Source organism: Brevibacillus sp. JNUCC-41 (genome assembly GCF_014844095.1).
GTDB lineage: Bacteria > Bacillota > Bacilli > Bacillales > DSM-1321 > Peribacillus > Peribacillus aracenensis.
This window is the reverse complement of the sequence record NZ_CP062163.1, coordinates 3604981-3631174: the sequence shown is the minus strand read 5'-3', so window position 1 is coordinate 3631174 and position 26194 is coordinate 3604981. Positions and strand designations below refer to the sequence as shown.

The window sequence follows — 26194 nt, the reverse complement described above, 5'->3', positions numbered from 1 at the left end:
AAATGAACTAACTAAATCGCTGGGTAGATATCGTCTTCCCTGAAATACGTCAAGTCTTCAAAGATGTTACAGCAAAGGGAGCTATCGCAACCCTTCGTCTATTTCCTACTCCAGTTGAACTACGTTCCTTACAGCCTCAAGATATCGTTAAAGGATGGAAATCGGTGATGAAAAGACATGCCTGTATTCCAAAGGCCGATTCACTGATTGAACTAGCTAACAAATCGGTTGGTACTAAAAAAGCTCTTGATGCTTATAAACTTCATTTGAAGCAATTGCTTGAGGAATACGATCTTGCGACCGCCCAACTTGAAGCAGTTGAACAAGAAGTCACAAACATACTCGTACAGATCCCTTATGCCGAAAAAATACTCGCGATTAAAGGAATTAGCACGATTACACTGGCTGGTATTCTTGGAGAATCAGGTGATTTAAGTGGATTCGCTCATGGCAATGCTTTATTGCGTCACGCAGGTCTGCACCTTTCCGAGGCAAGCTCTGGGAAGTGGAAAGGCCAAATTGTCCTATCCAAACGTGGAAGATCTCGACTCAGACGTTTTCTATTTCTTGCGACGATGAGTCTGATCATGAATAACCCTGAGTTCCAAGCCATTCACGCCACAAATGTTAAGGTGAAAAAAACAAAGAAAATGAAATCTGTCATGAAGTTGTGTGGTAAACTTGGGGATGGCCAGAACTGGATCTGAATATTCCCCAGAAAAAGTTTATCCGATCGCTCAAGATGCAGCATGAAACTTGCCTTTTGATATCGTCATTCACGAGCATTGGCTTATTCGTAGGATTTCAAAGAAGCACGGAGTACTGGATGTATAGAACAAAAGGGCAATCACCCGTCCCGTTAGCAATACCAGCCTCCACCCCTTGGATAGGCATAACGAAGGAATGAGAGGGCATACAAATATGACCCGTTGAGACATGGGAGGGAAAGCCCCGGGGATGTCGTGGAGAAGTGTGCAGAATATGGAATATTAAGGGATTTAGGTTAAATCCTCTGTTTCCATCTGCCTTCATATTGCCAAACGGTCAAATCCCCTTTAATTCACTCATTCATACTCTACTTGTGGGATGAAATCCTGCGAATAAGCGAGCATTCGTAAGAAATACTTAATTAACTGAGAGAGTTCTATAAGAAAAGCGAACCTTCCTCAAGAATCGCGCCCGTTTCTTGAAGAACTATAGGTTCACCTCATATTTATCTCATTCTGTTTTATTTTTCTCCCATTATTGGAGGTATAAATGTAAAGAAAAGCAAGAAGTCCATATAAGATACCTCCTAACAAGAAAAACGGTTCAACAATTATTAATAGTAAAGAAAGTGGTTCTGCTTCCAACAAGCTTTGAATTATCCCTGCACCACCGCGCAAACCCAATACCACACACGCTCCCCATGCTGAAGTGAGCAACAACCATGATGGAAACCTTCGTCCCCATGTTTGAACAAGTGCAAGTGCAGTAAAAGCAGCAATTATACATAGGGCAATTGCAACCAGATTAATGATGAATAACACTTCGCTCATCGTCCTGCCTTCAAATCCTAAAGTGCCTCCTGCAGCCCAGTAAATGTGGATTAACCCAAATAGAGTCGACCAAACAAACGCTGCATAACCAGTAAAAACCAACCAACTCTCTGTTTTGTCCAGCAGATGCCGATCATTATTGTTTTTGATTGTAATAACTCCTTTCATTATGAGGGATAACTGAACTCTCTTTAAAATACGTATTTTTTTTACAATATATAGGATTAAGATACACTATTCATTTTGTAATATTTAAAATTTTATTTCGACATGATTCCTAAATATATATGTTGTAATTCTGTTTGGATATCATATTCATGTGAAGTTAACATAACAATAACTATATGAAGTTACTAAAAAAGCCAAACCTCTATGCTTCAAGGGTTTGGCTTTTGTTCGTTTTTTATCGTTTATGCATGATTCTATACATCGTTAATAAATCAACGTTTTCGGCTTCTGAAGAAGCCTGTTGATTACATAAAAAATGGAATTTTATTCAACCTCTTATTCAATATTTTTGAATAAAGATCAAACAGCACTCTTCAACTATCCTGCCCCTTTAGTTCATTAATATGTCTATCCCCATTCCACAAAACATTATCGATAGGATGAACCAAAATATATATTCTCTTTTTTTAACAATGTAGTTTTCAATTCCTATTAGAAGGGTGATTATTCCTGCAATTAGTCTTAAAATTCCAGAGTAAAAATAATCTATACTGTCATAAGTTTGGAAATATAATATTATTGCAAAGATTGTCAATACCCACTGTATAAACAGAATTGGTTTATGTCTGTCATCCCAAAATTCTTTTCTCAAAAAAGAACGCATTATTTTGTCTCCTCAATCTAAATCAAAGTCTACTCATATTATAAACTGTAATGAACTATTCTGCCCTTTTAGTTCCATAAGAAAAAGCTGCCTTAAAGACAGCTCTGATCGTCAGCTAAAGCACCTGTTTGTTCAATAAAATCTATAATTTAATCCCTTTATCGTCATCAAACAATCTTGAATTCCCAGAGTTTAAATTTTGTAATATTTCGATCTGAAATTTATCGGCTATTTTAAACATAAATTTATAAATGAAGTATCCAAGAATAACACCTAATACATTACAAATTACGTCATCAATATCAACTGTTCTTCCCCAACCACCTGCTATTAGTTCAATAAATTGTATAGATTCTATACTAATTGATATAACAAATCCGAATAGTACAATATTTTTAAAATCCTTAAATTTATTACATATTATCGGTGATAATACACCCAAAGGCATCAATAATAATATATTTCCACCCACATTTTTAATAATTAGTCTAATCATAAACACGGTATCACCGTCATATGCAATACCTATTTTTTTAATATCGTTTATAATTCCAACAAGTGGAATGAGATTTAAGCCAAACTTAATATTTTGCATATTAAAATCAATCCATAAAGCTAATGGAAACAGTGTAACGGAAACAACCATAAGTATGTATAAAACAAAAAGAAAATTAATGACTTCCCTTAACCAATATACCTGTTTTTGTTTTTTTAATTTAAACCCTATTAAAATACCTCTTCCAGCCAAATAACATATAACTCCAATTTCAATAAGCAAACTACCATTAATTAAATACACTCCAACAACCCTTCCTTCCAGCTCAAACAAACCTTATTTTACCATAAAATATACCTTTGTTAGAATTTAATTCTGCTCGTTCATTATCACCAATAAAACTAAGATTTTATTGGTGATAATGAACTAACCTGCCCCGTTAGTTTCATAAGGAAAAAGCTGCCTTAAAGACAGCCCTGATCTAAAGCTAAACCAGCTAATAGGATGTCAATATCTTTCTCTAAAGTTTTCATTTCCCTTATGATATACTATTTTTGTTCATGACAAATAACCCTCCAAAACCCTTTTGGAAGGATTTTTCTCTGTTTCATAAAACCGTTAATCAGGATAAATCTAGGAATGCTTCTTTTCTCTTTAATAAAGCGTAAACCCAATGAAGAAGTTTATTCATACAGGCAACGATCGCCACTTTGGCTGGATTTCCTTCCGATTTTTTCTTATCAAAGGAAGCTTTAAGCTTTTTGTTCCTTGAACTCCTTATGCCGCATAGCACGGCAAGATACAGAGAATGACGTAGTCTGCTTGAACCTCTTTTTGTAATACGATGAATGGTTGCCGTAAACTTACCCGATGAGTGAACACTTGGATTTACTCCAGCGAAGGCAACCAGTTTTTTCGGATGATCAAACCGATCGATTTCACCAATTTCAGAGATAATCGTGGCTGCGATTTTTTCTCTGATACCCGGAATCGATTGGATGATCTTATGTTACAATTTCCTGTTGTCTGGACAAATTCCGAAGGTCTAATAGCTGAATTCCTCTCATTTTCTGAGGTTCTAATTCCTCTTTGTAATACAGCACACACAACTGGTACGCATCGATAGCGTCTGTTTTTACTTCCGAAAACTGGACTTCTTTGCCTGATAAGAAATAATCGGATTTAGTAAGATATATAGAATCTCTTGATCCTCCAGGTATTGAATAACGGGAGAATGGTAATGCCCTGTAGATTCTAAAATGACCATAGGCATCTGCCCTGTCACCTCTTCAATTTCTTTTAGAAATTCTAAAAAATGATCTAACTCCTCTTTGGTATGCTTCATTGAAAAGCTCTTCCCATACGGTTTAGATTGATCTAAGAATGCCTGAACTTGGCTCTCTCCTTTTGCCACATCCAGACCAACAACTGGATTCATTATCTTTACCTCCTCTACTTATTAACCAGAACCCATAGTCCTCCATGTAGTGTCATAGCTTCACTTGTTATACAAGATCTGCGTCCCAACCAGCCTCAAACATGTTTCTACAAGTAGGGGGCGGACAGTTTAGTTCACGGGATCAAGTCCCACGCACCCGTTAGTTTAAGTGTATTTATTCACAATCTCGTTCTCCAAAAAAAGAGTTACCCAAGAAGCACTTTTTAAAAAATCACGAAACGATCACTTTAATATTTCCCCCATTGTTACATTTACTTCATTACACCTGAAAATAGACTATTTCTCTGACTCTAATAAGGTTTATAACATGTTGGTTATAAAAAAGAATGAATTAAAAATAGGATTGCAAAAGCAACACCAGACCGCAAATGCCACTTCCGGTCCCTCCTCTGATATCGAAATATTCCCGATATAGGAACTGGAAGCAGGACTAGCAAGGAAAGCAACCCACTTATATTATTTAAATCAAATTTGAAGCCGTGCATAAAAACAGCTACCGTATGTAAGATAATAAAAGCGATGGCGATAATCGCTGCTGGAGTATGCCATCTTCGGGCAAAGCGCAGCAAAGTAGACAACCATTTTTTTACCTTGCCTTGACCTTTCAGCATACGAAGCCTAATAACACGAAGAAGTACATAATAAGCAAGTACAAAAAATAAGGCAATTCTTGCATTGGAGCCAAAACCTTTAAATGTATGTTCGAACTGCCCGCTGTGCAGAGTGGTTAATGAAAGTTGTGATAGTCCCTTAATTTCCCAAATCGTTATCGAAGCAGCGATAATAATCGCCACGATTACCCATATACGTTCCTTTTTAGGAATCCACCCTTGTTTTTGGACCTTGACTTCCCGTGTATTCATTGATCTGCCCTCCTATAAATAAGATTAGTATATACACTACATTTCTGCATTTTTAAATTAAAATAACTTTTAGATTCTTAACTTGGTCATTATCACCGAAAACCCATCTACTCCTTAAGTGCCCGATAGATTAAATAAAATACTTCACATCGTTTAAATTAATTCTGTAAGAACCTTACATTAGGTCTCAACACTACGTTGTTCAAATAAACTAATATCAGAAATTAAAGCTACAACTAAAAAGCAATTACTATCCTATATTTCCGTAGGTACATGGAATAACTTTTCTTCGGACATAAAATGATATTAGATTATTAAAATTCCCCAATTTATGTCCTTTCATGCCCCTTTTAAACCAATCACATATTATTAGTGTATTTATCTGATTGAAGAGAGGATTAACTACATAAAAAGACAAATTCCAATGAATTTGCCCCTAAAATATGTATCTTTTTCTTCAACTATCCTGCCCCGTTAATTCCATAAGAAAAGCTGCCTTATAGACAGCTACGATCTTCAGCTAACGCACCCGTTAGTTTAAGTAAAATATTTCACAAACTCGCTTAAAAATATGAGTTGTTCTTATCATTTAGGGATTCTATTAATCCTTTTTCCAATAGGCTTTTGCTTCTTTCTCAAGCACCTTTAGTCTTTTGTAGTAATCAGGAAACTCGTTAAGATGAGCTAGGGCTATTTTCCCCGTTATTATAGGATCATCATCAGTTACATTTGTTTGGCTGGATATTTTTCCATGCTCAAGCTCGGTATTTACTCCCATCCAAAACTCATCTAAATCAAACTTGCTTTTATTAAAATCAATGCCTAAAAGTAAAGCTATCGATGCTGCTTCCTCTTTAGAAAAGCTTGTTTTTACAATGTTTAAATTATTTGTTTGAATCCTATTTGGATACTCTGTTGGATGAGAAAAGTGCATATCGCAGTCAGAACGGTGTTCTGCAGCCACAGCATCTGTTTTAGTTACATGAACCGTGCCAAATGGATGGTTAGGTGGAGCATATATCGAGTAAAGTTTTAGAGGAATATTACCTGTATTGGTTACATTATGCCATGTGCCAGCAGGTATCATTATTGCATAATCATCATAGACATTCCTTACAAAGTTTAAATTATCTTTTCTCTTGCCCATCTGAACAAAACCTTGACCTTGTTCAATACGTAAAAATTGGTCAACGTTAGAGTGAATTTCTAAACCAATATCTTCACCAACTTTTAGACTCATCAATGTAACTTGAAAATGTTTTCCTGTCCATAAAGCGGTACGATAGGTATTGTTTTGTTTCGTAGCCTCATTAATATTCACTACAAATGGTTTTGCTCCATAATCTTTTACCTCAATATTATTTCTGTTGTTTGATGATTGTAAATAACCCAATTGGTTATCAACATCGTGGGCTGTCCAGTATTGGGGCTGTATTATATTGTTATTTATGGGTACATTAACATTATAAGGATTTTGACATTGATAATGATGGATATAAGGAACATGATACATTTTTCTCAACCCTTCACAGTTTATAAAATTATCATATGCACTTGTTAAGTGAATGTACTTTAGACGGAGTTTTAAATAAAAAAGCCCCTACTCTAAATAAACTGTACCCTATAGAGTAGACACCTAAAAAAGTCTCCTATAGGGTACTTTTTTGTATAATTAAGAAACACAACGAGAAAACACAACATGGGACTGGAGAAGGTTATGAGTAAAAAGCTTTTTACAGAGAAAGAAATCAAACTACTATCATCTAATAATTATGTTAAATCTGTAAGTTCAAAAGGAATTACTTATACTGATGAATTTAAGCATATATTTATAGCGGAAAAACAGAAAGGCAAGTTCGCAAGGCAAATATTTGAAGAATTTGGGTTTGATGTAGAGGTTTTGGGGACGGAAAGAATTAAATCAGCGAGTAAGAGATGGCAAGCAGTTTACGCGAAGAACGGGATTATTGGTTTATGTGACACTAGAGCAGGAAATTCAGGGCGCAAAAAGGAAAGAAAACTTACCCTAGAGGAGAAAAATGCTCGCTTAGAAGCACAAATCAACTTACTAAAGGCAGAAAACGAACTGTTAAAAAAGATTCGTTTTTCAGAAAGGGGGATGAAGAAGTAGTTCTTCCTCCTTTCCAAAAATATATCCTAATTCGCTCCGTGATTGAAAAATATCAACTAAAACATATGGTGAAATACCTTTGTAAAATAGTCGGTGTTTCAAGAAGTGGTTATTATAATTACTTCTCAGTGAAATCACAGGAAAAAAGAATTCGAAAAGATGAAAAGGATGAGGCAGTGAAAGAAATCATCATAAAAGCATTCCATTTCAAAAATCGTAAGAAAGGGGCTCGTCAGATCAAAATGACTTTGGCGGGTCAATTTAATGTTGTCTATAATTTGAAGCGTATCCGGCGAATCATGAAGAAGTACAGCATTATATGCCCTATTCGGAAGGCAAATCCGTACAGACGAATGATGAAAGCCACTCACGAGCACCGTGTGGTGCCGAATCTTTTGAAGAGGGAATTCAAACAGGAAGTTCCAGGTAAAATACTACTCACAGATATCACATATTTGTTCTATGGCCAAGGAAAGAAAGCTTATCTATCAACGATTAAGGATGCTTCGACCAATGAAATTGTGGCTTACCATGTATCAGATCGCATTACCATGGACCTGGCTACGGATACCCTCCTCAAGTTAAAGAAAAATCGAAGATTTCACAAAGCAAAGAATGCCTTTATCCACTCTGATCAGGGAACTCATTATACCCATCCGGACTTTCAGAAATTAGTAAAAAAACTGGGATTAGGCCAGTCGATGTCAAGGCGTGGGAACTGCTGGGATAATGCACCTCAAGAATCTTTTTTTGGCCATTTTAAAGATGAAGCATCTATTAAAGCATGTTCAACTTTAGATGAATTAAAAAAAGAAATTAAGCAATATATGACGTATTACAATCACTACAGATACCAATGGAATTTAAAAAAGATGACTCCTGTTCAATACAGAAATCATCTTTTTCAAGCTGCCTAGGCTTTTTTAAACTGTCCTTTACAAAGGGTACATTTCAAAATGAGTAAGGGCTTTTGATTATGCAGCAAACATTTCAGTGAAAGTCGCTTTACCTGCTATCTTATCTGCAAATAAACTTCTTCCCTTCTGGAACTCATTTAAAGCTGACTCGGTGCCTTTTCCAAAAACAGAATCAAGTGATCCAAGGGTATATTCTTCCAAATATAGTGCAGCCTGTAGGATCCATGTAAGATTGCCCTTTGCACCTTTCTCCACTGTGACAATGGCAGCTTTAGTCTGAGCTCCCCACTTTCCAACCACAATAAGACCAGCTGCATAAGGTTAATTAAAGTTTTTTGAATGAATCATATATATGACTTAGATTTGCCCACCAAACAAAAAACCCTGACACCAAAGGTGCCAAGGGTTTGAGATATTAATACATGGACATATATTGTTCGCGTTCCCATGGGTGAACTTGAGTTCTAAACATGCTCTTACCTTTAAAATAGTGTCAAACTTTCACTAAAACGCCTATTTATAAGCATTCACTAAAATTCATTTATCATAATTACTCATAATATCTCAAGAATTATCGGGTGATTTTCGGGCAGTATTTTTAGTATACTCTTCACTTTTATAAATCTAAAAACAAAAAAAGCACAGCGTGTTTAAGTTGTGTTGGTAGCACTTCTTAAACCGTCCGCCTACTCACGATAGGCAAACACTTGCTGAACCCTTGGATGTAGTTTAATACATTATGGGTTTCTTCGCAACGGTTTGCTAATCAATGGTGAATCGTTGCTTTTTTGTTTCCTAAAGGAGACTATATTAATGAAGAAACGTATTGATGTAATCGCAAATGATGAGGCATATGACAACTTATCATCTTTCAATGACATTGAAGAATTAAATAATACGGTAAGGTCGTACAGAGACATCATTCGTGTGTCTATTAAGCGTGCGGATGTACAAGCTAGACTTATTGCATTACTGGAAGTTCTTTAACGCCACAGCTGTAAGCAATTTGGTGTAAGCTACATGTGCAAAAATACCATTGCAGCTTAACTTGAAGTATCTTATAAAACTGTTCAACGTTTAATGAAGCAGCTTGAAGACCTTGGCATGATCCGCCAATACCCATGAAGAGAAAAAAGGATATGATGCAAACAGCCAATGCCATCATTATTCAACCTATGAAAGATGAAATGACCGGCAAGCCCCCTGTGAAAAGGTCCAAGAAGTGTCCGGCCATTAAAACAACTACTGTTTTCTTAAAACAAAATATTAAAAACAATAAACGTAAAGCCGTTGTTCAATTCTCTTGTGTTGATAAATCTCCAGAAACCTCATTAAAACAAGCAAACTTTGTAGCCCATTGGGTTCCAGGTGTATTTAGTAATCTAGTTGGTTCTTTCTACGAAAAAGCTGAAACTATACAGGAATTCTGGAAGGTAATTAAGCAGAGTAATAGAGTGGTTGATTATTCTACTAACAAAAGAGCATTTACAAAAGCTCAGGAAGTAGAAATCGGCACCAAAGCATTCAAAGAGTTTGCTATGAAGGTTAAGAGTGGAGTTAAGATGCACAAAGGACAGTTTGCTTATTTTAACGGGATTGTGAACAAGCTTATGAACGATCTTTACTTTGATGCTGATTTTATGGACAATCTTAATTAAGATAAGGTTTTTCCTGCCTATGGATCTTATTTTCTTATGGAACTATCGGGGCAGGTTAATTGAAGAAGAAAACGAATTGATTGGTGTTGAATTAAATACCTAACTATATTTTTTATATAAAGATGTAACTCCTGGGCAGGAAAAAATAGTTAGACAGTTGGAAAGAATATATTGAAAAGAAAAAAGAGTCGGCAAAGCGACCCTCCTATAGTTCTACGTGATTAACTTGTTAAATATTTATTCAACGCTTGTTGTAAAGTTCCTAATGTTTGTGCCTTTTCATTTAATCTCATTCCTAAGTTTATCATATTTCTAACCACTTCAGCCCTTAACCCGGTAATCACAGTGGTGCATCCCATTAAAGAAGTGCCGTCAATAATCTTCATTAAATGATTCATTACTTCAGGTTCCATTTCCATAATTCCAGATAAGTCCATAATCAATGTTTGAATACGTAATTTTCCAATCTCTATTAAAACTTTTTCCTCGAGAATATTCGTCCTGTAAAGATCAACCGCACCAATTAGAGGTAAAATACATATAGTGGGTGTTATTGGTATTATAGGCACCGAAAGATTTTCAACCAATTCTTTTTGAGCCATTATCAACGAATCTTTGTATTGAGAATATGTGATAAAAAACACATTTAAAAACCTATCTACTTGATTATTAACTTGTTTTTCTACCAAAAAAAATTCTTCAGTAATAACTTTATTCTGTACCTCATTATATTTTTGTAGGAACTTCCACAAGGTTCTTCGAATGGCTTGTACCCACTCTAATTTGAAATATAACGGTATTTCGTGTGTCGCCCAAGCTATACCTTCTTGTTTAGCAAATGATTGAAGTTCTTGTTCTTCACCCTTAATAATGTATTGAACCAGCTTATGGGCATTATTTATCAGGTCAATATTACCGATTGTTAAAATTTCTTCAATTTTGTCTTTCACATTAAATGCTTCGTTTAATAATGAACCTTCAAAATCCTCTTTATTTTCTTGGATGAATTCCAAAAATTTATATGTTTCTAGTGACCCCTTCATAATTTAATCCCCCTATTATTGTATACCAAAAATACTATTACCCTGTTATTATAATTACTAAACCTGTTTACACTATTTTTATGTTAATTAATATTGTAAAACTAAAAACTCTTGGGTCAATGAGGTATTATTGTGAACATTAATATCAAAGTTTACTTACATTCAAAAGGAACGAAGTTTTTACAGAGTGGAAGCTTTCCTCTTCCTAATTCAGAATATAAAAAGGATCCAGATTGGGCAGCTGCCGTTGCGGCATACGAGTGGATTCAACAAATATACGTAGTTACGCAGCTAGTGAAGATTTCCGAATAGACCAAGTGGTTTATAACGAGGATAATGATATTACGGAGTTAGTTGAGAAGGTTAAGTCTATAATTTAGGGGGATATGCCTTTTTATAGTAACAGGGACGATCGTTTAATACGAAGATTGTTTCCTGTCATTTATTTAAGGAGAATATTAATGAAAAATATATGGGCAGAAGATGATGAAGATTATATAGATGAAGAAATTGAATTAGCAAAATTGACTGAAGAAGATATTAAAGAAGCAGAAAGAGAATTCAATGTTAACTTTCCAAAAGAGTATATTGAATTGCTGAAGATTAAAAATGGTGGGTACCTCAAATATCAAGCGTTGCCGTAAATTGTAAAAATTCATGGGCTAATGACCATATACCTTTACATTATCTTTATGGCATAAAAAAAAATAAAGGTATTTTCACTTCAAAAGCAATACTTAAAGAATGGGGGATTAGAGAGAAAGACTTCATTACTTTATCCGGTGATGGACATACCTGGACTGTATTAGATTATAGAAAAAATAAAGAGGAACCAGAAATAACTTTTATAGACACTGAAGAGAACAAAATTTCTGTTATCTTTAAGACTTTTAAAGAAATGATTGAAAATTTATATGAACCGCCAACAGAAGATTTGTCCGCATATATTGGTGGATATGAGTTATCCGTTGAACGTGCAAAAGAGTTGTGCAAAAGTAAAGACACTGAGGAGATTTTAGAGGGTATAAGCATATGGGAATGTAGTTATAAAGATTTGACAGAATTCGCATCTACACTGATCATGTTCCTTGAAACTAACTCAGATATATATATTCAAGAAAACGCATCTGAAAGTTTAGTTAAATTAATTACCGATGAGTTTGTAACTGACGAAATCATAATAAAAAAAGCGTTGCATATTTTAGGCTCTGTAGAGGATAGTGAAATAAATAGTGATATAAAATATTCACACAAATTATTACTTGACTTTATAAACAAGAACTAACAAATATAAAATAATTATTGAGCCCCTCTCACCAAGAGAAGGGCTTTTTACAATGAGTGAAAACTTGCGAGGGCCTGCCACATTGTATTTCACATTAGTATTATAACCAATCAAATCCTTTATATTACTGCTTTTAAATTATGCATCAAACAATTCAGTGAAAGTTGCTTTGCCTTCCTTCTTGTCTGCAGTAATCTTTTTAGCTTTCTGGAATTTTAATAATGCTGATTCAGTACCTTTTCCAAAGATAGAATCGAGTGATCCAGGACTATATCCTTCCAAGTAAAGCGCAGCCTGCAGGATCCAAGTTAGCTTTCCTTTTGCACCTTTTTCAACAGTAACAATGGCATCCCTTGTTTTAGCTCCCCACTTACCATCCACAACAAGTTTTTTTTTGACTTGTTTATTAAGCTCTGTTTGTAGAGCTTTAATAAACGCTGATTTGGTTTTAGGGCCATTAAATCCATCAACAATAAGACCAGCTGCAAACGGCTATTTAAAGTTTTTTGAATGGATCTTATTGTTTCATCTCCACAGTTTGAAGTTTCGTCCTTCTCATTTATATCTGGTTGTACAATAACCTCTTTAGCATTTTCAAAATTTATTTTCTGACCTATTTTTAATTTAGTTGGATCTATACCAGGATTCGCTTTATTAAATCTTCAACTTGAACCCCTCCTGTTCCATCCTTATGTGCAATGCTTCATAAAGTATCACCTTCTTGGATTGTATAAACTTCAGGAGCCGGTGCTGGTTTGGCTGGAGTTTTTGAACCTTTCCAATCAAAAGCATCTCTGTAGTTATACTGACAACATGCTTTCCAACTATAACCTAGCATTTCATTATGGGCCTTATCATATTTCCCAATCCCATCTTTAACAAGTGCAGCGTGAAGTTCTGCAATACTGGCAAGTGTGGCATCATCCATAGTGTCATATCGATATTCTCCAGCAACGCAGATACCTAGAGAGAACTGATTGCTATTCCCCACATGATAGGTCCTGCGGTCGATATCATTCACATATACAATCCGAGCTCTTTTACCGTTTGGTGTGTTAATAGCATTCTTAGGTTCGATAACAAATGTATACCCTATCCCCGGCCACCCCAGCGTGTTTACATGGTAACCCGCGAAGCTTGCAGCATCAGAACCACCCAAATCTTTTTTTGTTAAGGAATGGTGCCAAACTCGGTGGGTAATGGATTTGGTTCGCTTTGAGTATGAACCGTTCGATTCTAATTTGCCTCGCATATCGACTAATTGTGGAAGGTTAATAAAGTTCATTTTCCATCTTCTCCTTTTAATTTAAATAAGGCTTTGTTAAACGTTAAGTGTCATTTTCCTGATTAGAGCATAAGGTAATATAACCCATTTGAGTTTTACCTCCTTAATAAACAAAAAAGGAGATGTCTTTATGTCAGGTTGTGAATCAAGTTGTGATGGCGGTATTGGATTTGGTGGAGGTTTCGCCTTTATTGTCGTTTTGTTTATACTCTTAATCATTGTTGGAGCTAGCTGTTTCGGTGGCGGTTTCTGTTAGAGAAATAGTATGAAAAATGCTGACCTTTATTGAACTATACCCCGGATAACGGACACACATAAAAAAGTGTCCCTTATCCGGGGTTTTTTATGTTTCAATAGGTGTAATGAGTATGGACGGAGGGTTTCTATGAGTAAGAAAATATATACTGAATTTCAGATTAAAGAACTTGAAAAGAATCCAAATATCATAAGTGCTTCAGAGCGTTCTATTTCATATAATCCTGAATTTAAAACAAAAGCTGTTAAGGAATATAAAAAGGGGAAATCCCCCTCTCAAATTTTCATAGAACAGGGATTTAATCTCGAAATAATTGGTAAGGAACAACCTAAGCGTTGTCTACAGCGCTGGCGTGATACCTTTGAAAGGTTTGGTGAGGAAGGCTTCCTTACGGAACGCCGTGGAAAAGGAAGTACAGGCCGCCCTTCTTCCAAGCCACAGTCTGTAGAGGATCAACTTAGGAAGGCCGAAGCGAGAATCAAATTCCTTGAAGCAGAAAATGACTTTCTAAAAAAGCTGGAAGAGTTAGAAAGGCGGGCGTTGAAAAAGAAATAATTCTAACTACAGCTGAGAAGTTCTATCTGATTGAAAGAACGATCAGGACATACCAGTTAAAGAAGGCTGTTTCCTATCTATGCAAATTGGCTGGTGTAAGTCGAAGTGGTTACTACGATTGGTTAAAGGCAGCTCCAAGCCGTGAGTTACGCGAGGAACAGGATGTTTTGGACATAGAATTAATTAAAAATATATTCCTCACTAAAAAGGAAAAAGTAGGCGCTCTCCAAATTAAAATGGTTATGGAAAATGATTATTCGGCCGTCATGAATCATAAGAAAATCAGACGGTTGATGGCAGAATATAATCTCTTCGCAAAAATCAGAAGGGCCAATCCGTATCGAAAGATGGCTAAGGCAACCCAGGAGCACCTTACTTGTCCAAATCTTCTTAATCGTGAATTCAAACAGAAGGAGCCAGGAAAAGTTCTGCTTACTGACATTACCTACCTTTATTATGGAAAGGGTCAAAAAGCGTATTTGTCATGCGTAAAAGATGCGGCTACAAAAGAAATAGTTACGTATCATTTATCCACGTCATTAGATATGAATATCGTTTATGAAACGTTAAACAAGCTAAGGCAGGCTGTGAATCACGAGTTCCATACGAGTGCAATCCTGCATTCTGACCAAGGATTCCATTACACCCATCCTCTATTTCAAAACAAAGTGAAGGAACTTGGGCTAACCCAATCCATGTCCCGTAAGGGAAACTGTTGGGATAATGCGCCGATGGAAAGTTTTTTTTGGCCACTTAAAAAATTTAGCAGAATATAAAACATGTACTAATCTAACGGCTGTGAAGGAAGAAGTTGATCGAGTTATAGAAGAATACAATGAGTGTCGTTATCAATGGGGACTAAAGAAAATGGCCCCGGTACAATACCGGGACCACCTATTAGCCGCATAGGCACTTTTTTATACTGTCCGAAAAATGGGGCATAGTTCAATATTGGTCGGCCTTTTTTATTTATTCCGCCCCATTTGTTCCATAAGAAAATCAGCAACATCCTTTAACAGAGCCTGAAATAAAAAGCCACCCGATGGGCAGCTTATTTTAATCCATTCTTTTTCAAGACTTCTTCTTGTTTTTGAGCTTTCTTAGTCACTAAATATTGATTCTTATATACTCCATATAAAGCAAACCCTAGTGGGAGAGCGCAGAAAGGAAGTTAATAAATGAGTTGTTTGATGCCAAAATCCACCTTATTTAACGCATTCATCCATATCTTAAAAAGGGCTGAGTTGCCCTCTCTTCCCATCCATTCCCTCCGTCATACACATGCAGTGCTCCAACTTGAAGCTGGTTCGGATATGAAATATGTTCAGAAAAGATTAGGTCATCGCAGCGTTGCTATAACTTCTGATGTTTACGCACACATATAAGCAAAAAACTTGAAAAGAAAAACATGAATAAGTTTGAGGAATACACCAAGGGAATCATCGATTAAATTTTTTTTGCTGAATTTGGTGGGCAAATATCTACTTCATATATATGACTTAGATTTGCCCACCAAATAAAAAACCCCTGACACCAAAGGTGCCAAGGGTTTGAGATATTAATACATGGACATATATTGTTCGCGTTCCCATGGGTGAACTTGTGTTCTAAACATATCTTCGCCTTTCGTTTTTTTTCAAAAAGATACATAAAGGCTTATTTAACAAGGCTTTCTATAACCTGTATACAAATTTCTTTTAGGTTATTTCACCTTTTTATTTTTATTTGGTGGTAAGAATGTGGTCATTTTTTCATAGTGATACATTCATTCTTTTTCATCTATAACGAAAACCAGTTCGAATTTATGTTAATATATGGATTGATTACATTTTTAGAGAGAGGAGTGCTTTGAATGACAAAATGGGAGAGAGGTAAATTGCATAAGAAAAATATTTTATTCTTTTACTGCCGGCATTAATTATAGGAATAATTTTAATAATATATCAATATCATCATTCAAAGGAATTTAACGCTTATGTACTTTTAGTACCCTTGGTTTTCTGGCTGTTCTATTATAGTTGGGTATATATTGAAAAGAGGCAAATGAAGAAGTAAGAAAATAACTAACATGTGGCCATAAAACTATACTAACTCCAGGAGGTATTTAGGGTTGAACATAAATATCAAGGTTCACTTACATTCAAGAGAAATTAATTTCTTGCAGAGTGGAAGCTTCCCCGTTCCTAATTCAGATTATAAGAAGGATCCAGATTGGGCAGCTGCCATTGCCGCATATGAATGGATTCAGAAGATTAAGTCAGAATTTGCAGCTAGCAAGGATTCTCGTATAGTTCAAGTGATTTATAACGATGATATGATATTACGGAGTTAGTTAAGAAGGTCAAGCCTATCAGCATTTGTTATGTACAAGATATATAGAGTACCTTCTATCAGGAATATATGTTATATTTACCATTAATATAATTTCTTAATTATGGGTTATATGGAATTAATAGTGATTTTTAAAAGAAATCAAAAGACTATTTTTACGAAAAAGATAATAATTCATACTTACGAAATACATAGAAGGAGAGATTTTGTGTTCAAGTTTGTAAAAATATTTTTTGTTGTACTTCTTTATTGGTATGTTGTACGGTACCAGAAAAGTTCCCCGGCGGATTTTGTATTTTATTTGGCCAGTATCTTGTTTTTTTTATCAATTATTTTTAGTTTGTTTTATAAAAATAAGCATAGGGTGAACATTTTTTTAATCATTGCACTATCAAATCTTTCAATGATTTTTGCACTATACGCTCATTTTTTAAGTGGGATTCTAACATTTTTCACTTTTTCTTTAATTCTATTTTTTTACTGTTTTGTATTTATTTCCTTTAAAAAAGATTAATAGTATGTTAGTATAAGACTCGCTGCTTAACCGAAAACATAAAAAGGGAGTTTTGGAAAAACATTAAAAAAATTTCAATCTTAATGAGCTTTATCCTACTTGTAGGAAGTCTAGCATTCTCTATTCCGAGTAACACAGCATTAGCAACTTCAGGTTCAACAATCATACCTGAAGATGGTATGGAGATTATTACGGATACTGAAGAAAAATCTGAGTACATATTGACAATCTTGGGTGTTCAAACACGTTATATAGAAACAACTGAAACAATTGATGAAAACACAATAATAATACACACAAAAGTTTATAATGAAGACAACCATGAACTTATACAAGACTTTTCAACAACTCTTACTAACGATAAAATAGTAGATCAAGATGTAATTCTTTTCGAAGAAATACCAGAACCTAAAACACAGGAAGAAGCGAGTGGTTTTTATCCAATGGCTTCTACAAGTGGTAACAAATCAATGGTTACAATATTGAACATTAGTTACACTAAGAATTTCACTACTGGTAAAGGTACTGCTCGTTATCTAAAGGAACCAAATAAAACTGCTAAATTAGCAAGTTCTAAACCTTTTAATACATATGCAAATAATGTGGATTCTCTTAGAGGTACTGAGAGTTCAACCACGGTTGGTTGGCTAGTTTCTGGATTTAGTGGTGGTTCATTAGTAGCAGGGAAAATAATTTCTTGGGCAACAGCGAAAACAATATTGACAAAAATTGCAGGACCAGTGGCTGTCGTTAGTAATGCTGTGGCATTATCTTCATGGTTCTATTATTATAATAAACTTGAAAAAAGTTGGTCGAATTTAAAATAATATAAAAAAGTTGTGTGTGAACTATATGATCAAAAGTAGACAGCTATATTAAAGATTCAAGGCTACTGCTATAAGATGACTTCGGCAATGTGATCCGGGGTCATCTTTTTTTAAGCTCCGATTTAATTATTTCCTCATAATAGTCCTTAATTACCGTAGCATCATGTAAGGCATTATGTTCCACTCCATCTATTCCAGCAAGCTCTTCACGATTAATATTAGTATCAATTCCCTTTACCTTATACAAGGTACAAATATCAAATCAAGCCCTTCACTAATGAGAAGGGCTTTTTTTAATCCTCTACAATCACACTAATAACTTCATCGAATTTAATTTTCTCAAAGGAACTATCTCTCTTCTGAATGCGTAACTCTTTTGTGACAGGATGAATGTACACACAATAACCATCCAATTCTTGTGGACTTCCCTCGTTATGTAATCTAAATCTTATCGGTAAATGATATTCCATTGCATAATGAATGTTGTTTTCAAACTCTTCAACCTGGTATTCATCAAGGATAGGTTTTTTATTTAAGAAATAATCAACCTCACCTATTTTTTTATTTAAAGCTTTATGTTCAGGCATGATTAATGCTGCTTGCCATTTAACAAGCCCTCTATCACGAATTGTACTCATAAGAAGATCCCTCCTTTTTATTCATTATAAACGAACATACGTTCTCGTTAAAGACAGAAAAAAATTCCTTCCCCAAATAAGTTCGGGCTAGAGAAATGATCGGAATTGTATTGTCCCTCGTATTTGAAAAGTGTTTAATAACATCCTCAAAATTCATACCACTTCCCGTTTTTACTACAAATTCCTTATAAATCATTTCCGAAACTTCTATTATCTTATCAGGATGGTTTAATAAAAAATCAAAATCTATTCAAATCCCCCTACTTTTATATGTATTTCTTTATTATATTGAATTGACCTTGTTAAAAGGGCGATCAATATCAGACATGACTAATATGGATCGCCCTTTTACTTCATAAGAAAACTCCTTATTCAAATACAACCATTTCTCCAACATCTATAAACCCAAAGCGCTTATAGATATTTTTCCCATCCTCTGATGCTTGTAGGACAACGGGTTTTTGTTTATCTTTTGTTTGAGTAAGAAGGTATTGAAACATTTCACTGCCATATCCTTTACCTCTAAATGTTTCTTTTGTCATAACATCATAAATACCATAACTTTCTTTGCTATCTATTAGTAAAGCAGTAGATACAGTTAATTCACCGACGCGTCCAATAAACATTTGAATTTCTGAACCCAAATTTACTTCAGAAAACTTATTAAAATAATTTTCTAACGCATCTTTTTCTGGTGTACCTTCAAATAGGCTCATAAAAACCTCTTTATATTCCTTAAGTTCTTCAAAATTTCTCACATGAGTAATCATAAGCTGATGGGACTTTCTTTGACCAACATTAAGAGTATTTTCAAGTTTCATCATTACATTACGTTCTGCTTCTTTTAGGTCGTATTCTTGCATTAGGTCTTGCCAGTCAGCGTTCAAATACCGGGAGTCAATCCACGTACTAAAGGGATATTCTTTAAGAGACATATTTTCGATGCTACTTCTAATATTAAATGCATTTTTTATATGTGAAGATTTCGGCAAAAGTACATTGAATGTATCAGTTGGTACTTCTGTATTCGCCAAAACGAAATCTTCTTCTTTGATAAGCTTTCCATTAACCGCATGAGAGAATATTCTTATTTTTTCTTCAAGATTGTTTATAACTAATTGTTGATTTGCAATCATTTCTTTGCTCCTTCAAATTAAATATTTAGCGCGCGCTCTTTTTTATTATAGGAGCAATTCAATTATAAAAAAACAATGTTCACAATTTTTATATCCTCCCAGAATTTTCAGAAAACTAACCCCTACTCAATACGAGTAAGGGCTATTGATTAAGCACCAAACAATTTAGTGAAAGTATCTTTACCTGCTTTCTTATCTGTAGAAATTCCCTTTGCCTTTTGGAATTTATATAAAGCCGATTCAGTACCTTTTCCAAAGATAGAATCGAGTGATCCAGGACTATATCCTTCCAAGTAAAGCGCAGCCTGCAGGATCCAAGTTAGATTTCCTTTTGCACCTTTTTCAACAGTAACAATAGCAGCCCTTGTTTTAGCCCCCCACTTACCATCCACAACAAGTTTTTTATTAAATTGTTTATTAAGTTCTGTTTGTAGTGCTTTGACAAGTGCTGATTTGGTTTTAGGGCCATTAAATCCATCAACAATAAGACCAGCTTTATAACTGCTTTTTAACATTTTTTGAATGGAACTGATTGTTTGATCTCCACTGTTAGAAAATTTATCTTCATCTTTATCTGGTTGAACATTAACCTTTTTAGCATTTCCGAAATTGATTTTCTGACCTATTTTTAGTGTAGTTGGATCTATGCCAGGATTCGCTTTTATTAAATCTTCAACTTGAACCCCTCCTGTTCCATCCTTATGTGCAATGCTCCATAAAGTATCACCTTCTTGGATTGTATAAACTTCAGGAGCCGGTGCTGGTTTGGCTGGAGTTTTTGAACCTTTCCAATCAAAAGCATCTCTGTAGTTATACTGACAACATGCTTTCCAACTATAACCTGGCATTTCATTATGCGCCTTATCATATTTCCCAATCCCATCTTTAACAAGTACAGCGTGAAGTTCTGCAATACTGGCAAGAGTGGCATCATCCATAGTGTCATATCGATAATCTCCAGCAACACAGATACCTATAGAGAACTGATTGCTATTCCCCACATGATAGGTCCTGCGGTCGATATCATTCGCATATACAATCCGAGCTCTTTTACCGTTTGGTGTGTTAATAGCATTCTTAGGCCCGATAACAAATGTATACCCTATCCCCGGCCACCCCAGCGTGTTTACATGGTAACCCGCGAAGCTTGCAGCATCAGAACCACCCAAATCTTTTTTTGTTAAGGAATGGTGCCAAACTCGGTGGGTAATTGCTTTTGTACGTTTTGAATAAGTGCCTTTGGGTATTAATTTACCTCTTTTATCAACCAATTGATGAAGTTTAGTAAAATTCATTTTCCATCGTCTCCTTTTAATTTAAACTCATAATAAAAAGCCACCCGATGGGCAGCTTATTTTAATCCATTCTTTTTCAAGACTTCTTCTTGTTTTTAAGCTTTCTTAGTCACTAAATATTGATTCTTATATACTCCATATAAAGCAAACCCAAGAGGAGAGCAGCAGTAAGGAAGTTAATGAATGAGTTATTTGATGCCAAAATCCACCTTATTTAACGCATTCAGCCATATCTTAAAAAGGACTGAGTTGCCCTCTCTTCCCATCCATTCTCTCCGTCATACACATGCAGTGCTCCAACTTGAAGCTGGTTCGGATATGAAATATGTTCAGAAAAGATTAGGTCATGGCAGCCTTGCTATAACTTCTGATGTTTACGCACATATAAGCAAAAAACTTGAACAGAAAAACATGGATAAGTTTGAGGAATATTTGAGGAATACACCAAGGGAATCATCGGTTAAATTTTTTTGCTGAATTTGGTGGGCAAATATCTACTTCATATATATGACTTAGATTTGCCCACCAAATAAAAAACCCCTGACACCAAAGGTGCCAAGGGTTTGAGATATTAATACATGGACATATATTGTTCGCGTTCCCATGGGTGAACCTGTGTTCTAAACATATCCCACTCGATTTCTTTTGCTTCGACGAAGTGTTCAAGTAAATGTTCACCTAATGCTTCTTTAATGACTTCATCGGCTTTTAATGTTTCCAATGCAGCATATAAAGTAGCTGGTAGATCAACGATACCTACTTCTTCACGCTCTTCTTTATTCATAACATAGATGTTGCGGTCAACTGGAGCTGGAGGAGTCAAGTCGTTCTTGATACCGTCAAGACCAGCTTTTAGTATAACTGCAAGTGCCAAGTATGGGTTTGCTGCTGGATCGACACTGCGTACCTCTACGCGAGTACTTACTCCGCGTGATGCCGGGATACGGATTAGTGGGCTACGGTTTTTAGCGGACCATGCAACATAACAAGGAGCTTCGTAACCAGGAACTAGACGTTTGTATGAGTTAACAGTTGGGTTTGTTACCGCAGTGAAGCTTGGAGCGTGCTTAATGATACCTGCGATAAATTGCTCAGCTGTTTTACTTAATTCCAATTTACCCTCTTTATCATAAAATGCGTTTTCTTTGCCTTTGAATAGAGAAACGTTACAGTGCATACCAGATCCGTTAACACCGAACAATGGTTTTGGCATGAATGTCGCGTGTAAACCATGTTTGCGGGCAATCGTTTTAACAACCAATTTAAATGTTTGGATGTTATCGCAAGCTGAAACTGCATCTGCATATTTAAAGTCAATTTCATGTTGTCCTGGAGCTACTTCATGGTGGGATGCTTCGATTTCAAATCCCATTTCTTCAAGTTCAAGAACGATATCTCGACGGCAGTTTTCTCCTAGGTCAGTAGGTGCAAGGTCAAAGTATCCGCCTTTATCGTTCAATTCTAGAGTCGGCTCGCCTGCTGCATCCAGTTTGAATAGGAAGAATTCAGGTTCAGGTCCAAGATTGAAATCTGTGAAGCCCATTTCCCTAGCTTCTGCAAGAACACGTTTTAGGTTTGCACGTGGATCTCCATCAAAAGGTGTTCCATCCGTATTGTAAATATCACAGATTAAACGTGCGACTTTACCTTTTTCGGAAGTCCAAGGGAAGATAACCCATGTATTTAAATCAGGATATAGGTACATATCAGACTCTTCAATACGTACGAAGCCTTCAATGGAAGATCCGTCAAACATCATTTTATTATCAAGTGCTTTTTCTAATTGACTGACTGGGATTTCAACGTTTTTAATTGTCCCTAAAATGTCAGTGAATTGTAAACGAATGTACTTAACATTTTCTTCTTTCGCTAAACGAGTGATGTCTTCACGTGTGAACTTTGTCAATTTCTATTCCCCCTAATAATCATTCATAAATCATATTTTTATTGGAAAAAACGGGACATATCCCCTTGTCGAAGAGATGTTCGATGCTTGCTTCCTTGTAAAAGCTCGGTACGCAGAAGCTTGCGAAGCTCCTCGTCACTAAGGTCCTGTCTTATCTTTTCCGCTTGCTCTAATTCTTGAGTTTTAGGTAAATTCTGTTCCTTTACAGTGAAAATCTTTTTGATGCCGGCCAGATTGACTCCTTGTTCGATTAAGTCTTTAATCTCAAGCAGTCGATCGATATCGTTTAATGAGAAAACCCGACGATTTCCATCTGTTCTCATAGGAGTAATAAGTTGATGCTCTTCGTAATATCGAATTTGGCGTGCAGACAACTCAGTTAGCTGCATGACGATTCCGATGGAAAAAAGAGGCATCGAACGCCGAATGTTGTTGCCGCTCATTCTTAGCATCCTCCTTTTGTTTATCTAAAATTATCTTATATCATGTTATTAAACTTGTCAATACGATGTTACATTTCATGACATGATTCTTTCAGAAAAATTAAATGATTTGTTACTACTCAAATATTATGACTATTGTTTTTGCAGGAATCCAATTGTATTTGGATTCCCATAACATTCCTAACTTAATTTCGTTTACAATTGAATCAGCTTTTTGTCCATTAGCGCATTCACAGCAGTCAATACAGCTACTTTAACATGGGCGTATGTCAAGCCGCCTTGAACGTAGGCAACATATGGAGCCCTAGTCGGACCATCTGCCGTAAGTTCAATGCTGGCCCCTTGTATAAAGGTACCCGCAGCCATGATTACATCGTCTTCATATCCTGGCATATAGGCAGGATATGGGGTCACATGTGAATTGATTGGTGAAGCATATTGGATGGCCTGACAGAAGGCAACCATCTTATCCCGGTCATTAAATTGGACGGATTGAATTAAGTCAGTTCGCTTCGCATCCCATTTAGGAGATGTATTCATACCGAGTTTTTCTAAAAAGGCAGCTGTGAAGATGGCTCCTTTAACAGCTTGGCCCACGACATGTGGTGCAAGGAAGAATCCTTGGTACATTTCCTGCAGACTATAAAGCGACGCACCTGCTTCAGCCCCTATTCCTGGTGATGTTAACCGATAGGAGCAAGCTTCAACCAGGTCCTTTTTACCAACAATGTATCCTCCGGTCTTCACTATCCCGCCACCTGGGTTTTTAATGAGTGAACCTGCCATTAAATCCGCTCCGACGTGACATGGTTCTTGCGTCTCAACAAACTCTCCATAACAATTGTCCACGAATACGACGATTTCAGGGTTAATGTCTTTTACAAAAGAAATCATTTCCCTTATTTCATCAATCGTAAAGGATGGACGTGTAGCATACCCTTTTGACCGTTGTATACCGATCATCTTCGTATTTGGTTGGATGGCTTGTTTGACGGCTTCGAAATCAACGGTTCCAGTTTCCCTTAATGGAACGGCCTTATAGCTGATCTGAAAATCACGCAAAGATCCGATACCCGAACCCCGGATACCTACAATTTCTTCCAAAGTGTCATACGGCTTTCCAGTTATGTATAACAATTCATCCCCTGGGCGCAATATGCCGAAAAGAGCGGTGGAGATGGCGTGAGTGCCTGAAATAATTTGGGGGCGAACCAATCCAGCTTCCGCTCCAAATACATCTGCATATATCAATTCCAGCGTATCGCGGCCCATATCGTCGTATCCATACCCTGTTGTCGGGATGAAATGGGAATCACTCACTCTATGTGCTTGATAACTTTGTAATACGCGGAATTGATTTTCTTCAATTCGTTCGTCCACTTGCTTATGTAACGGAGAAATCATTGCTTCCACTTCCTCGGCAATGTTTTTCAACACTTCTCCATTAGTTAACTGCTGATACATCAAAATTCCCCTTTATAATGAATATTTCTCCAGCTGCCCGGTTATTGGATGATCAGCTAGACAAAAACCTTTGCATTCATACCTTTCCGATTCTTCATTAAAGGAGAGAGTGCGCAATATGGTTTCATTTTTCAGCTGTGATAATAATTTACCCTCACTCGACGGCAGGAAAACATGATACGGGACCATTTCTTCAATCACGTACTTTTCAATTTCTTCCATGATTTGATTCAAGTCCGATTTTTCATAGGCACTGATCATCAATGAAGCACGACTTGCTGACCTGACAAAATCAGTGTGAATCATATCTTTCTTATTATACAACGTTAGCTGTGGAATGGAAGGGACATCTAAGTCATTTAGCAAATCCTGCACCGTTTTCTGATGATTAAAGTAATCTGTACTTGAGGAATCGACCACATGGAGCAACAGATCCGCTTCTTTCACTTCTTCAAGGGTAGAACGGAATGCAGCAATTAAAGATGTCGGCAAATCTTGTATGAATCCAACAGTATCCGTCAGCAGTACGGTAAATCCGCTAGGAAGAATCGCCTTTCGTGTCATGGGATCCAATGTAGCGAACAATTGGTTCTCTTCGTATGAATCCGCCTCTGTCAAACGGTTGAACAGTGTTGATTTACCTGCATTCGTGTATCCTACAAGTGCTATTTGAAAGGTCTTATTACGTTTCCTTCTATCACGATAGCGTTCACGATGCTTCACTATTCCACTCAATTGTTGCTTAATTTCATCTATTTTCCCACGGATGTGTCGTCGGTCGCTTTCCAGCTTCGTCTCCCCTGGTCCCCTGGTGCCGATTCCGCCTCCTAGCCTGGACATCGCCGTCCCCTGTCCGACCAAACGCGGCAATAAATATTGGAGCTGGGCAAGTTCAACTTGCAGCTTCCCTTCTCTGGATCGCGCCCGCTGAGCAAAAATATCCAATATTAGCTGTGTCCGGTCAATGATCCTTGCCTCCAATTGTTTCGAAAGGTTCCGAATCTGGCTCGGGGATAGTTCATCATTAAAGATAAATAAATCCGGCTCCAGCTCCTCTTCCAGATTCCGAAGTTCCTCCACTTTCCCTTTTCCTATATATGTAGCGGGATCAACACTTTCCCTTTTCTGGGAGATGGTCATTAAAACTTCACCATTCGCCGTCTTCGCCAAAGAAGCCAATTCATCGAGTGAATATTCAAAACGTTCATTAGCCTCAGTTGTTTGACAACCAATCAACACGGCCGTTTCCTTTTTTGTTTCTTCCAAATCACAAGCACCACTTTCTGGTAGATTTCAGTTAATCATAACAAAAAAATTGAATA

24 protein-coding genes and 9 pseudogenes are annotated in these 26194 nt (G+C 36.3%); 14 read left to right on the top strand and 19 right to left on the bottom strand.

Annotated elements, in window-relative coordinates; all coding sequences use genetic code 11:
- Positions 1 to 11 precede the first annotated feature (11 nt).
- A pseudogene (locus JNUCC41_RS17745) lies at positions 12 to 753 on the top strand (transposase); the annotation flags it as partial.
- A 449-nt stretch (positions 754 to 1202) separates the two neighbouring features.
- Here JNUCC41_RS17745 and JNUCC41_RS17740 read toward each other — a convergent pair.
- The 7 genes and pseudogenes from JNUCC41_RS17740 to JNUCC41_RS26770 all read right to left on the bottom strand — a co-directional run.
- Positions 1203 to 1706 carry a DUF3995 domain-containing protein gene (locus JNUCC41_RS17740; protein ID WP_192204136.1) on the bottom strand — a complete coding sequence of 168 codons (504 nt, stop codon included), beginning with the start codon at positions 1704 to 1706 and terminating at the stop codon, positions 1203 to 1205.
- 391 nt (positions 1707 to 2097) lie between these two features.
- Positions 2098 to 2370: a hypothetical protein gene (locus JNUCC41_RS17735; RefSeq protein WP_192204135.1), complete on the bottom strand. Its 273-nt coding sequence runs from the start codon at positions 2368 to 2370 to the stop codon at positions 2098 to 2100.
- 142 nt (positions 2371 to 2512) lie between these two features.
- Positions 2513 to 3169, bottom strand: a complete 657-nt coding sequence (locus tag JNUCC41_RS17730; protein ID WP_192208206.1) for a VanZ family protein — start codon at positions 3167 to 3169, stop codon at positions 2513 to 2515.
- A 319-nt stretch (positions 3170 to 3488) separates the two neighbouring features.
- A pseudogene (locus tag JNUCC41_RS17725) lies at positions 3489 to 4304 on the bottom strand (IS110 family transposase).
- 335 nt (positions 4305 to 4639) lie between these two features.
- Complete coding sequence (locus tag JNUCC41_RS17720; RefSeq protein WP_192204134.1) at positions 4640 to 5188, bottom strand: hypothetical protein; 549 nt, start codon at positions 5186 to 5188, stop codon at positions 4640 to 4642.
- A gap of 601 nt (positions 5189 to 5789) precedes the next feature.
- The gene (locus JNUCC41_RS26775) at positions 5790 to 6122 is read right to left on the bottom strand and encodes a DUF5661 family protein (protein WP_228467670.1); all 333 of its coding nucleotides are present in this window, start codon (positions 6120 to 6122) and stop codon (positions 5790 to 5792) included.
- Positions 6123 to 6140: 18 nt separating this feature from the next.
- Positions 6141 to 6701: pseudogene (locus JNUCC41_RS26770) on the bottom strand (cupin domain-containing protein); the annotation flags it as partial.
- Positions 6702 to 6905: 204 nt separating this feature from the next.
- On the opposite strand from JNUCC41_RS26770, the gene JNUCC41_RS17710 reads away from it, so the two are divergent.
- A protein-coding gene (locus tag JNUCC41_RS17710; RefSeq protein ID WP_428834110.1) for an IS3 family transposase occupies positions 6906 to 8236 on the top strand; the annotation gives its coding sequence in 2 pieces (ribosomal slippage) (positions 6906 to 7287 and positions 7287 to 8236; 1332 coding nt in all).
- Positions 8237 to 8293: 57 nt separating this feature from the next.
- Here the strand turns inward: JNUCC41_RS17710 and JNUCC41_RS17705 are convergent.
- Complete coding sequence (locus JNUCC41_RS17705) at positions 8294 to 8536, bottom strand: peptidoglycan-binding domain-containing protein (protein WP_192204132.1); 243 nt, start codon at positions 8534 to 8536, stop codon at positions 8294 to 8296.
- A 513-nt stretch (positions 8537 to 9049) separates the two neighbouring features.
- Between JNUCC41_RS17705 and JNUCC41_RS17700 the strand changes: the two are divergent.
- Positions 9050 to 9894 (top strand): annotated as a pseudogene (locus JNUCC41_RS17700) (helix-turn-helix domain-containing protein).
- A 221-nt stretch (positions 9895 to 10115) separates the two neighbouring features.
- On the opposite strand, the gene JNUCC41_RS17695 reads toward JNUCC41_RS17700, so the two are convergent.
- Complete coding sequence (locus tag JNUCC41_RS17695; RefSeq protein WP_192204131.1) at positions 10116 to 10937, bottom strand: STAS domain-containing protein; 822 nt, start codon at positions 10935 to 10937, stop codon at positions 10116 to 10118.
- Positions 10938 to 11069: 132 nt separating this feature from the next.
- Between JNUCC41_RS17695 and JNUCC41_RS17690 the strand changes: the two genes are divergently transcribed.
- From JNUCC41_RS17690 to JNUCC41_RS17680, 4 genes and pseudogenes are all read left to right on the top strand, one after another.
- Complete coding sequence (locus JNUCC41_RS17690; RefSeq protein WP_192204130.1) at positions 11070 to 11249, top strand: hypothetical protein; 180 nt, start codon at positions 11070 to 11072, stop codon at positions 11247 to 11249.
- A gap of 149 nt (positions 11250 to 11398) precedes the next feature.
- On the top strand, positions 11399 to 11581 hold the full coding sequence (locus tag JNUCC41_RS17685; RefSeq protein ID WP_192204129.1) for an SMI1/KNR4 family protein: 183 nt from the start codon (positions 11399 to 11401) through the stop codon (positions 11579 to 11581).
- Positions 11563 to 11832: pseudogene (locus JNUCC41_RS27305) on the top strand (SMI1/KNR4 family protein); the annotation flags it as partial. The gene JNUCC41_RS17685 and the pseudogene JNUCC41_RS27305, both read left to right, overlap by 19 nt.
- Positions 11833 to 11835: 3 nt before the next feature.
- A complete protein-coding gene (locus tag JNUCC41_RS17680) occupies positions 11836 to 12222 on the top strand; it encodes a hypothetical protein (RefSeq protein WP_192204128.1) in 387 nt (128 codons plus the stop codon).
- A 138-nt stretch (positions 12223 to 12360) separates the two neighbouring features.
- Here JNUCC41_RS17680 and JNUCC41_RS17675 read toward each other — a convergent pair whose 3' ends face one another.
- Both JNUCC41_RS17675 and JNUCC41_RS17670 read right to left on the bottom strand, forming a co-directional pair.
- Positions 12361 to 12603, bottom strand: coding sequence for a peptidoglycan-binding domain-containing protein (locus tag JNUCC41_RS17675; RefSeq protein ID WP_192204127.1), 243 nt, complete (start codon positions 12601 to 12603; stop codon positions 12361 to 12363).
- 322 nt (positions 12604 to 12925) lie between these two features.
- On the bottom strand, positions 12926 to 13507 hold the full coding sequence (locus JNUCC41_RS17670; protein WP_192204126.1) for a peptidoglycan recognition protein family protein: 582 nt from the start codon (positions 13505 to 13507) through the stop codon (positions 12926 to 12928).
- Between the two features lie 130 nt (positions 13508 to 13637).
- Here JNUCC41_RS17670 and JNUCC41_RS17665 point away from each other — a divergent pair, with 130 nt between their 5' ends.
- The 3 genes and pseudogenes from JNUCC41_RS17665 (at position 13638) to JNUCC41_RS27295 (ending at position 15227) form a co-directional block, all read left to right on the top strand.
- Positions 13638 to 13763, top strand: a complete 126-nt coding sequence (locus tag JNUCC41_RS17665; protein ID WP_192204125.1) for a YjcZ family sporulation protein — start codon at positions 13638 to 13640, stop codon at positions 13761 to 13763.
- A gap of 129 nt (positions 13764 to 13892) precedes the next feature.
- Positions 13893 to 14318: an HTH domain-containing protein gene (locus tag JNUCC41_RS27300; RefSeq protein ID WP_353618264.1), complete on the top strand. Its 426-nt coding sequence runs from the start codon at positions 13893 to 13895 to the stop codon at positions 14316 to 14318.
- Positions 14315 to 15227 (top strand): annotated as a pseudogene (locus tag JNUCC41_RS27295) (IS3 family transposase). Before JNUCC41_RS27300 ends, JNUCC41_RS27295 begins: the two are co-directional and overlap by 4 nt.
- A 142-nt stretch (positions 15228 to 15369) precedes the next feature.
- Here the strand turns inward: JNUCC41_RS27295 and JNUCC41_RS17655 are convergent.
- A pseudogene (locus JNUCC41_RS17655) lies at positions 15370 to 15465 on the bottom strand (phage holin); the annotation flags it as partial.
- Between the two features lie 43 nt (positions 15466 to 15508).
- On the opposite strand from JNUCC41_RS17655, the pseudogene JNUCC41_RS17650 reads away from it, so the two are divergent.
- The 3 genes and pseudogenes from JNUCC41_RS17650 to JNUCC41_RS17640 all read left to right on the top strand — a co-directional run.
- A pseudogene (locus JNUCC41_RS17650) lies at positions 15509 to 15768 on the top strand (tyrosine-type recombinase/integrase); the annotation flags it as partial.
- A 660-nt stretch (positions 15769 to 16428) separates the two neighbouring features.
- Positions 16429 to 16650 (top strand): hypothetical protein, encoded by a 222-nt coding sequence (locus JNUCC41_RS17645; protein ID WP_192204124.1) that lies wholly within the window; start codon positions 16429 to 16431, stop codon positions 16648 to 16650.
- A gap of 596 nt (positions 16651 to 17246) precedes the next feature.
- A complete protein-coding gene (locus JNUCC41_RS17640) occupies positions 17247 to 17990 on the top strand; it encodes a hypothetical protein (protein ID WP_192204123.1) in 744 nt (247 codons plus the stop codon).
- 293 nt (positions 17991 to 18283) lie between these two features.
- Here the strand turns inward: JNUCC41_RS17640 and JNUCC41_RS17635 are convergent, their stop codons facing one another.
- The 3 genes from JNUCC41_RS17635 to JNUCC41_RS17625 form a co-directional block, all read right to left on the bottom strand.
- Positions 18284 to 18628 (bottom strand): YolD-like family protein, encoded by a 345-nt coding sequence (locus JNUCC41_RS17635; RefSeq protein WP_192204122.1) that lies wholly within the window; start codon positions 18626 to 18628, stop codon positions 18284 to 18286.
- A 368-nt stretch (positions 18629 to 18996) separates the two neighbouring features.
- Positions 18997 to 19764 carry a GNAT family N-acetyltransferase gene (locus JNUCC41_RS17630; RefSeq protein ID WP_192204121.1) on the bottom strand — a complete coding sequence of 256 codons (768 nt, stop codon included), beginning with the start codon at positions 19762 to 19764 and terminating at the stop codon, positions 18997 to 18999.
- Between the two features lie 149 nt (positions 19765 to 19913).
- Complete coding sequence (locus JNUCC41_RS17625; RefSeq protein WP_192204120.1) at positions 19914 to 21059, bottom strand: peptidoglycan-binding protein; 1146 nt, start codon at positions 21057 to 21059, stop codon at positions 19914 to 19916.
- Positions 21060 to 21254: 195 nt separating this feature from the next.
- On the opposite strand from JNUCC41_RS17625, the pseudogene JNUCC41_RS17620 reads away from it, so the two are divergent.
- Positions 21255 to 21536: pseudogene (locus JNUCC41_RS17620) on the top strand (tyrosine-type recombinase/integrase); the annotation flags it as partial.
- A gap of 94 nt (positions 21537 to 21630) precedes the next feature.
- Here the strand turns inward: JNUCC41_RS17620 and glnA are convergent.
- From glnA to hflX, 4 genes are all read right to left on the bottom strand, one after another.
- Entirely contained in the window at positions 21631 to 22965 is a 1335-nt protein-coding gene (glnA, locus tag JNUCC41_RS17615) for a type I glutamate--ammonia ligase (RefSeq protein ID WP_192204118.1), read from the bottom strand.
- Positions 22966 to 23003: 38 nt separating this feature from the next.
- Positions 23004 to 23408: a MerR family transcriptional regulator gene (locus tag JNUCC41_RS17610; protein WP_192204117.1), complete on the bottom strand. Its 405-nt coding sequence runs from the start codon at positions 23406 to 23408 to the stop codon at positions 23004 to 23006.
- A gap of 195 nt (positions 23409 to 23603) precedes the next feature.
- Complete coding sequence (locus tag JNUCC41_RS17605; protein WP_192204116.1) at positions 23604 to 24872, bottom strand: methionine gamma-lyase family protein; 1269 nt, start codon at positions 24870 to 24872, stop codon at positions 23604 to 23606.
- 12 nt (positions 24873 to 24884) lie between these two features.
- Entirely contained in the window at positions 24885 to 26138 is a 1254-nt protein-coding gene (hflX, locus tag JNUCC41_RS17600; RefSeq protein WP_192204115.1) for a GTPase HflX, read from the bottom strand.
- Between the last annotated feature and the right edge of the window lie 56 nt (positions 26139 to 26194).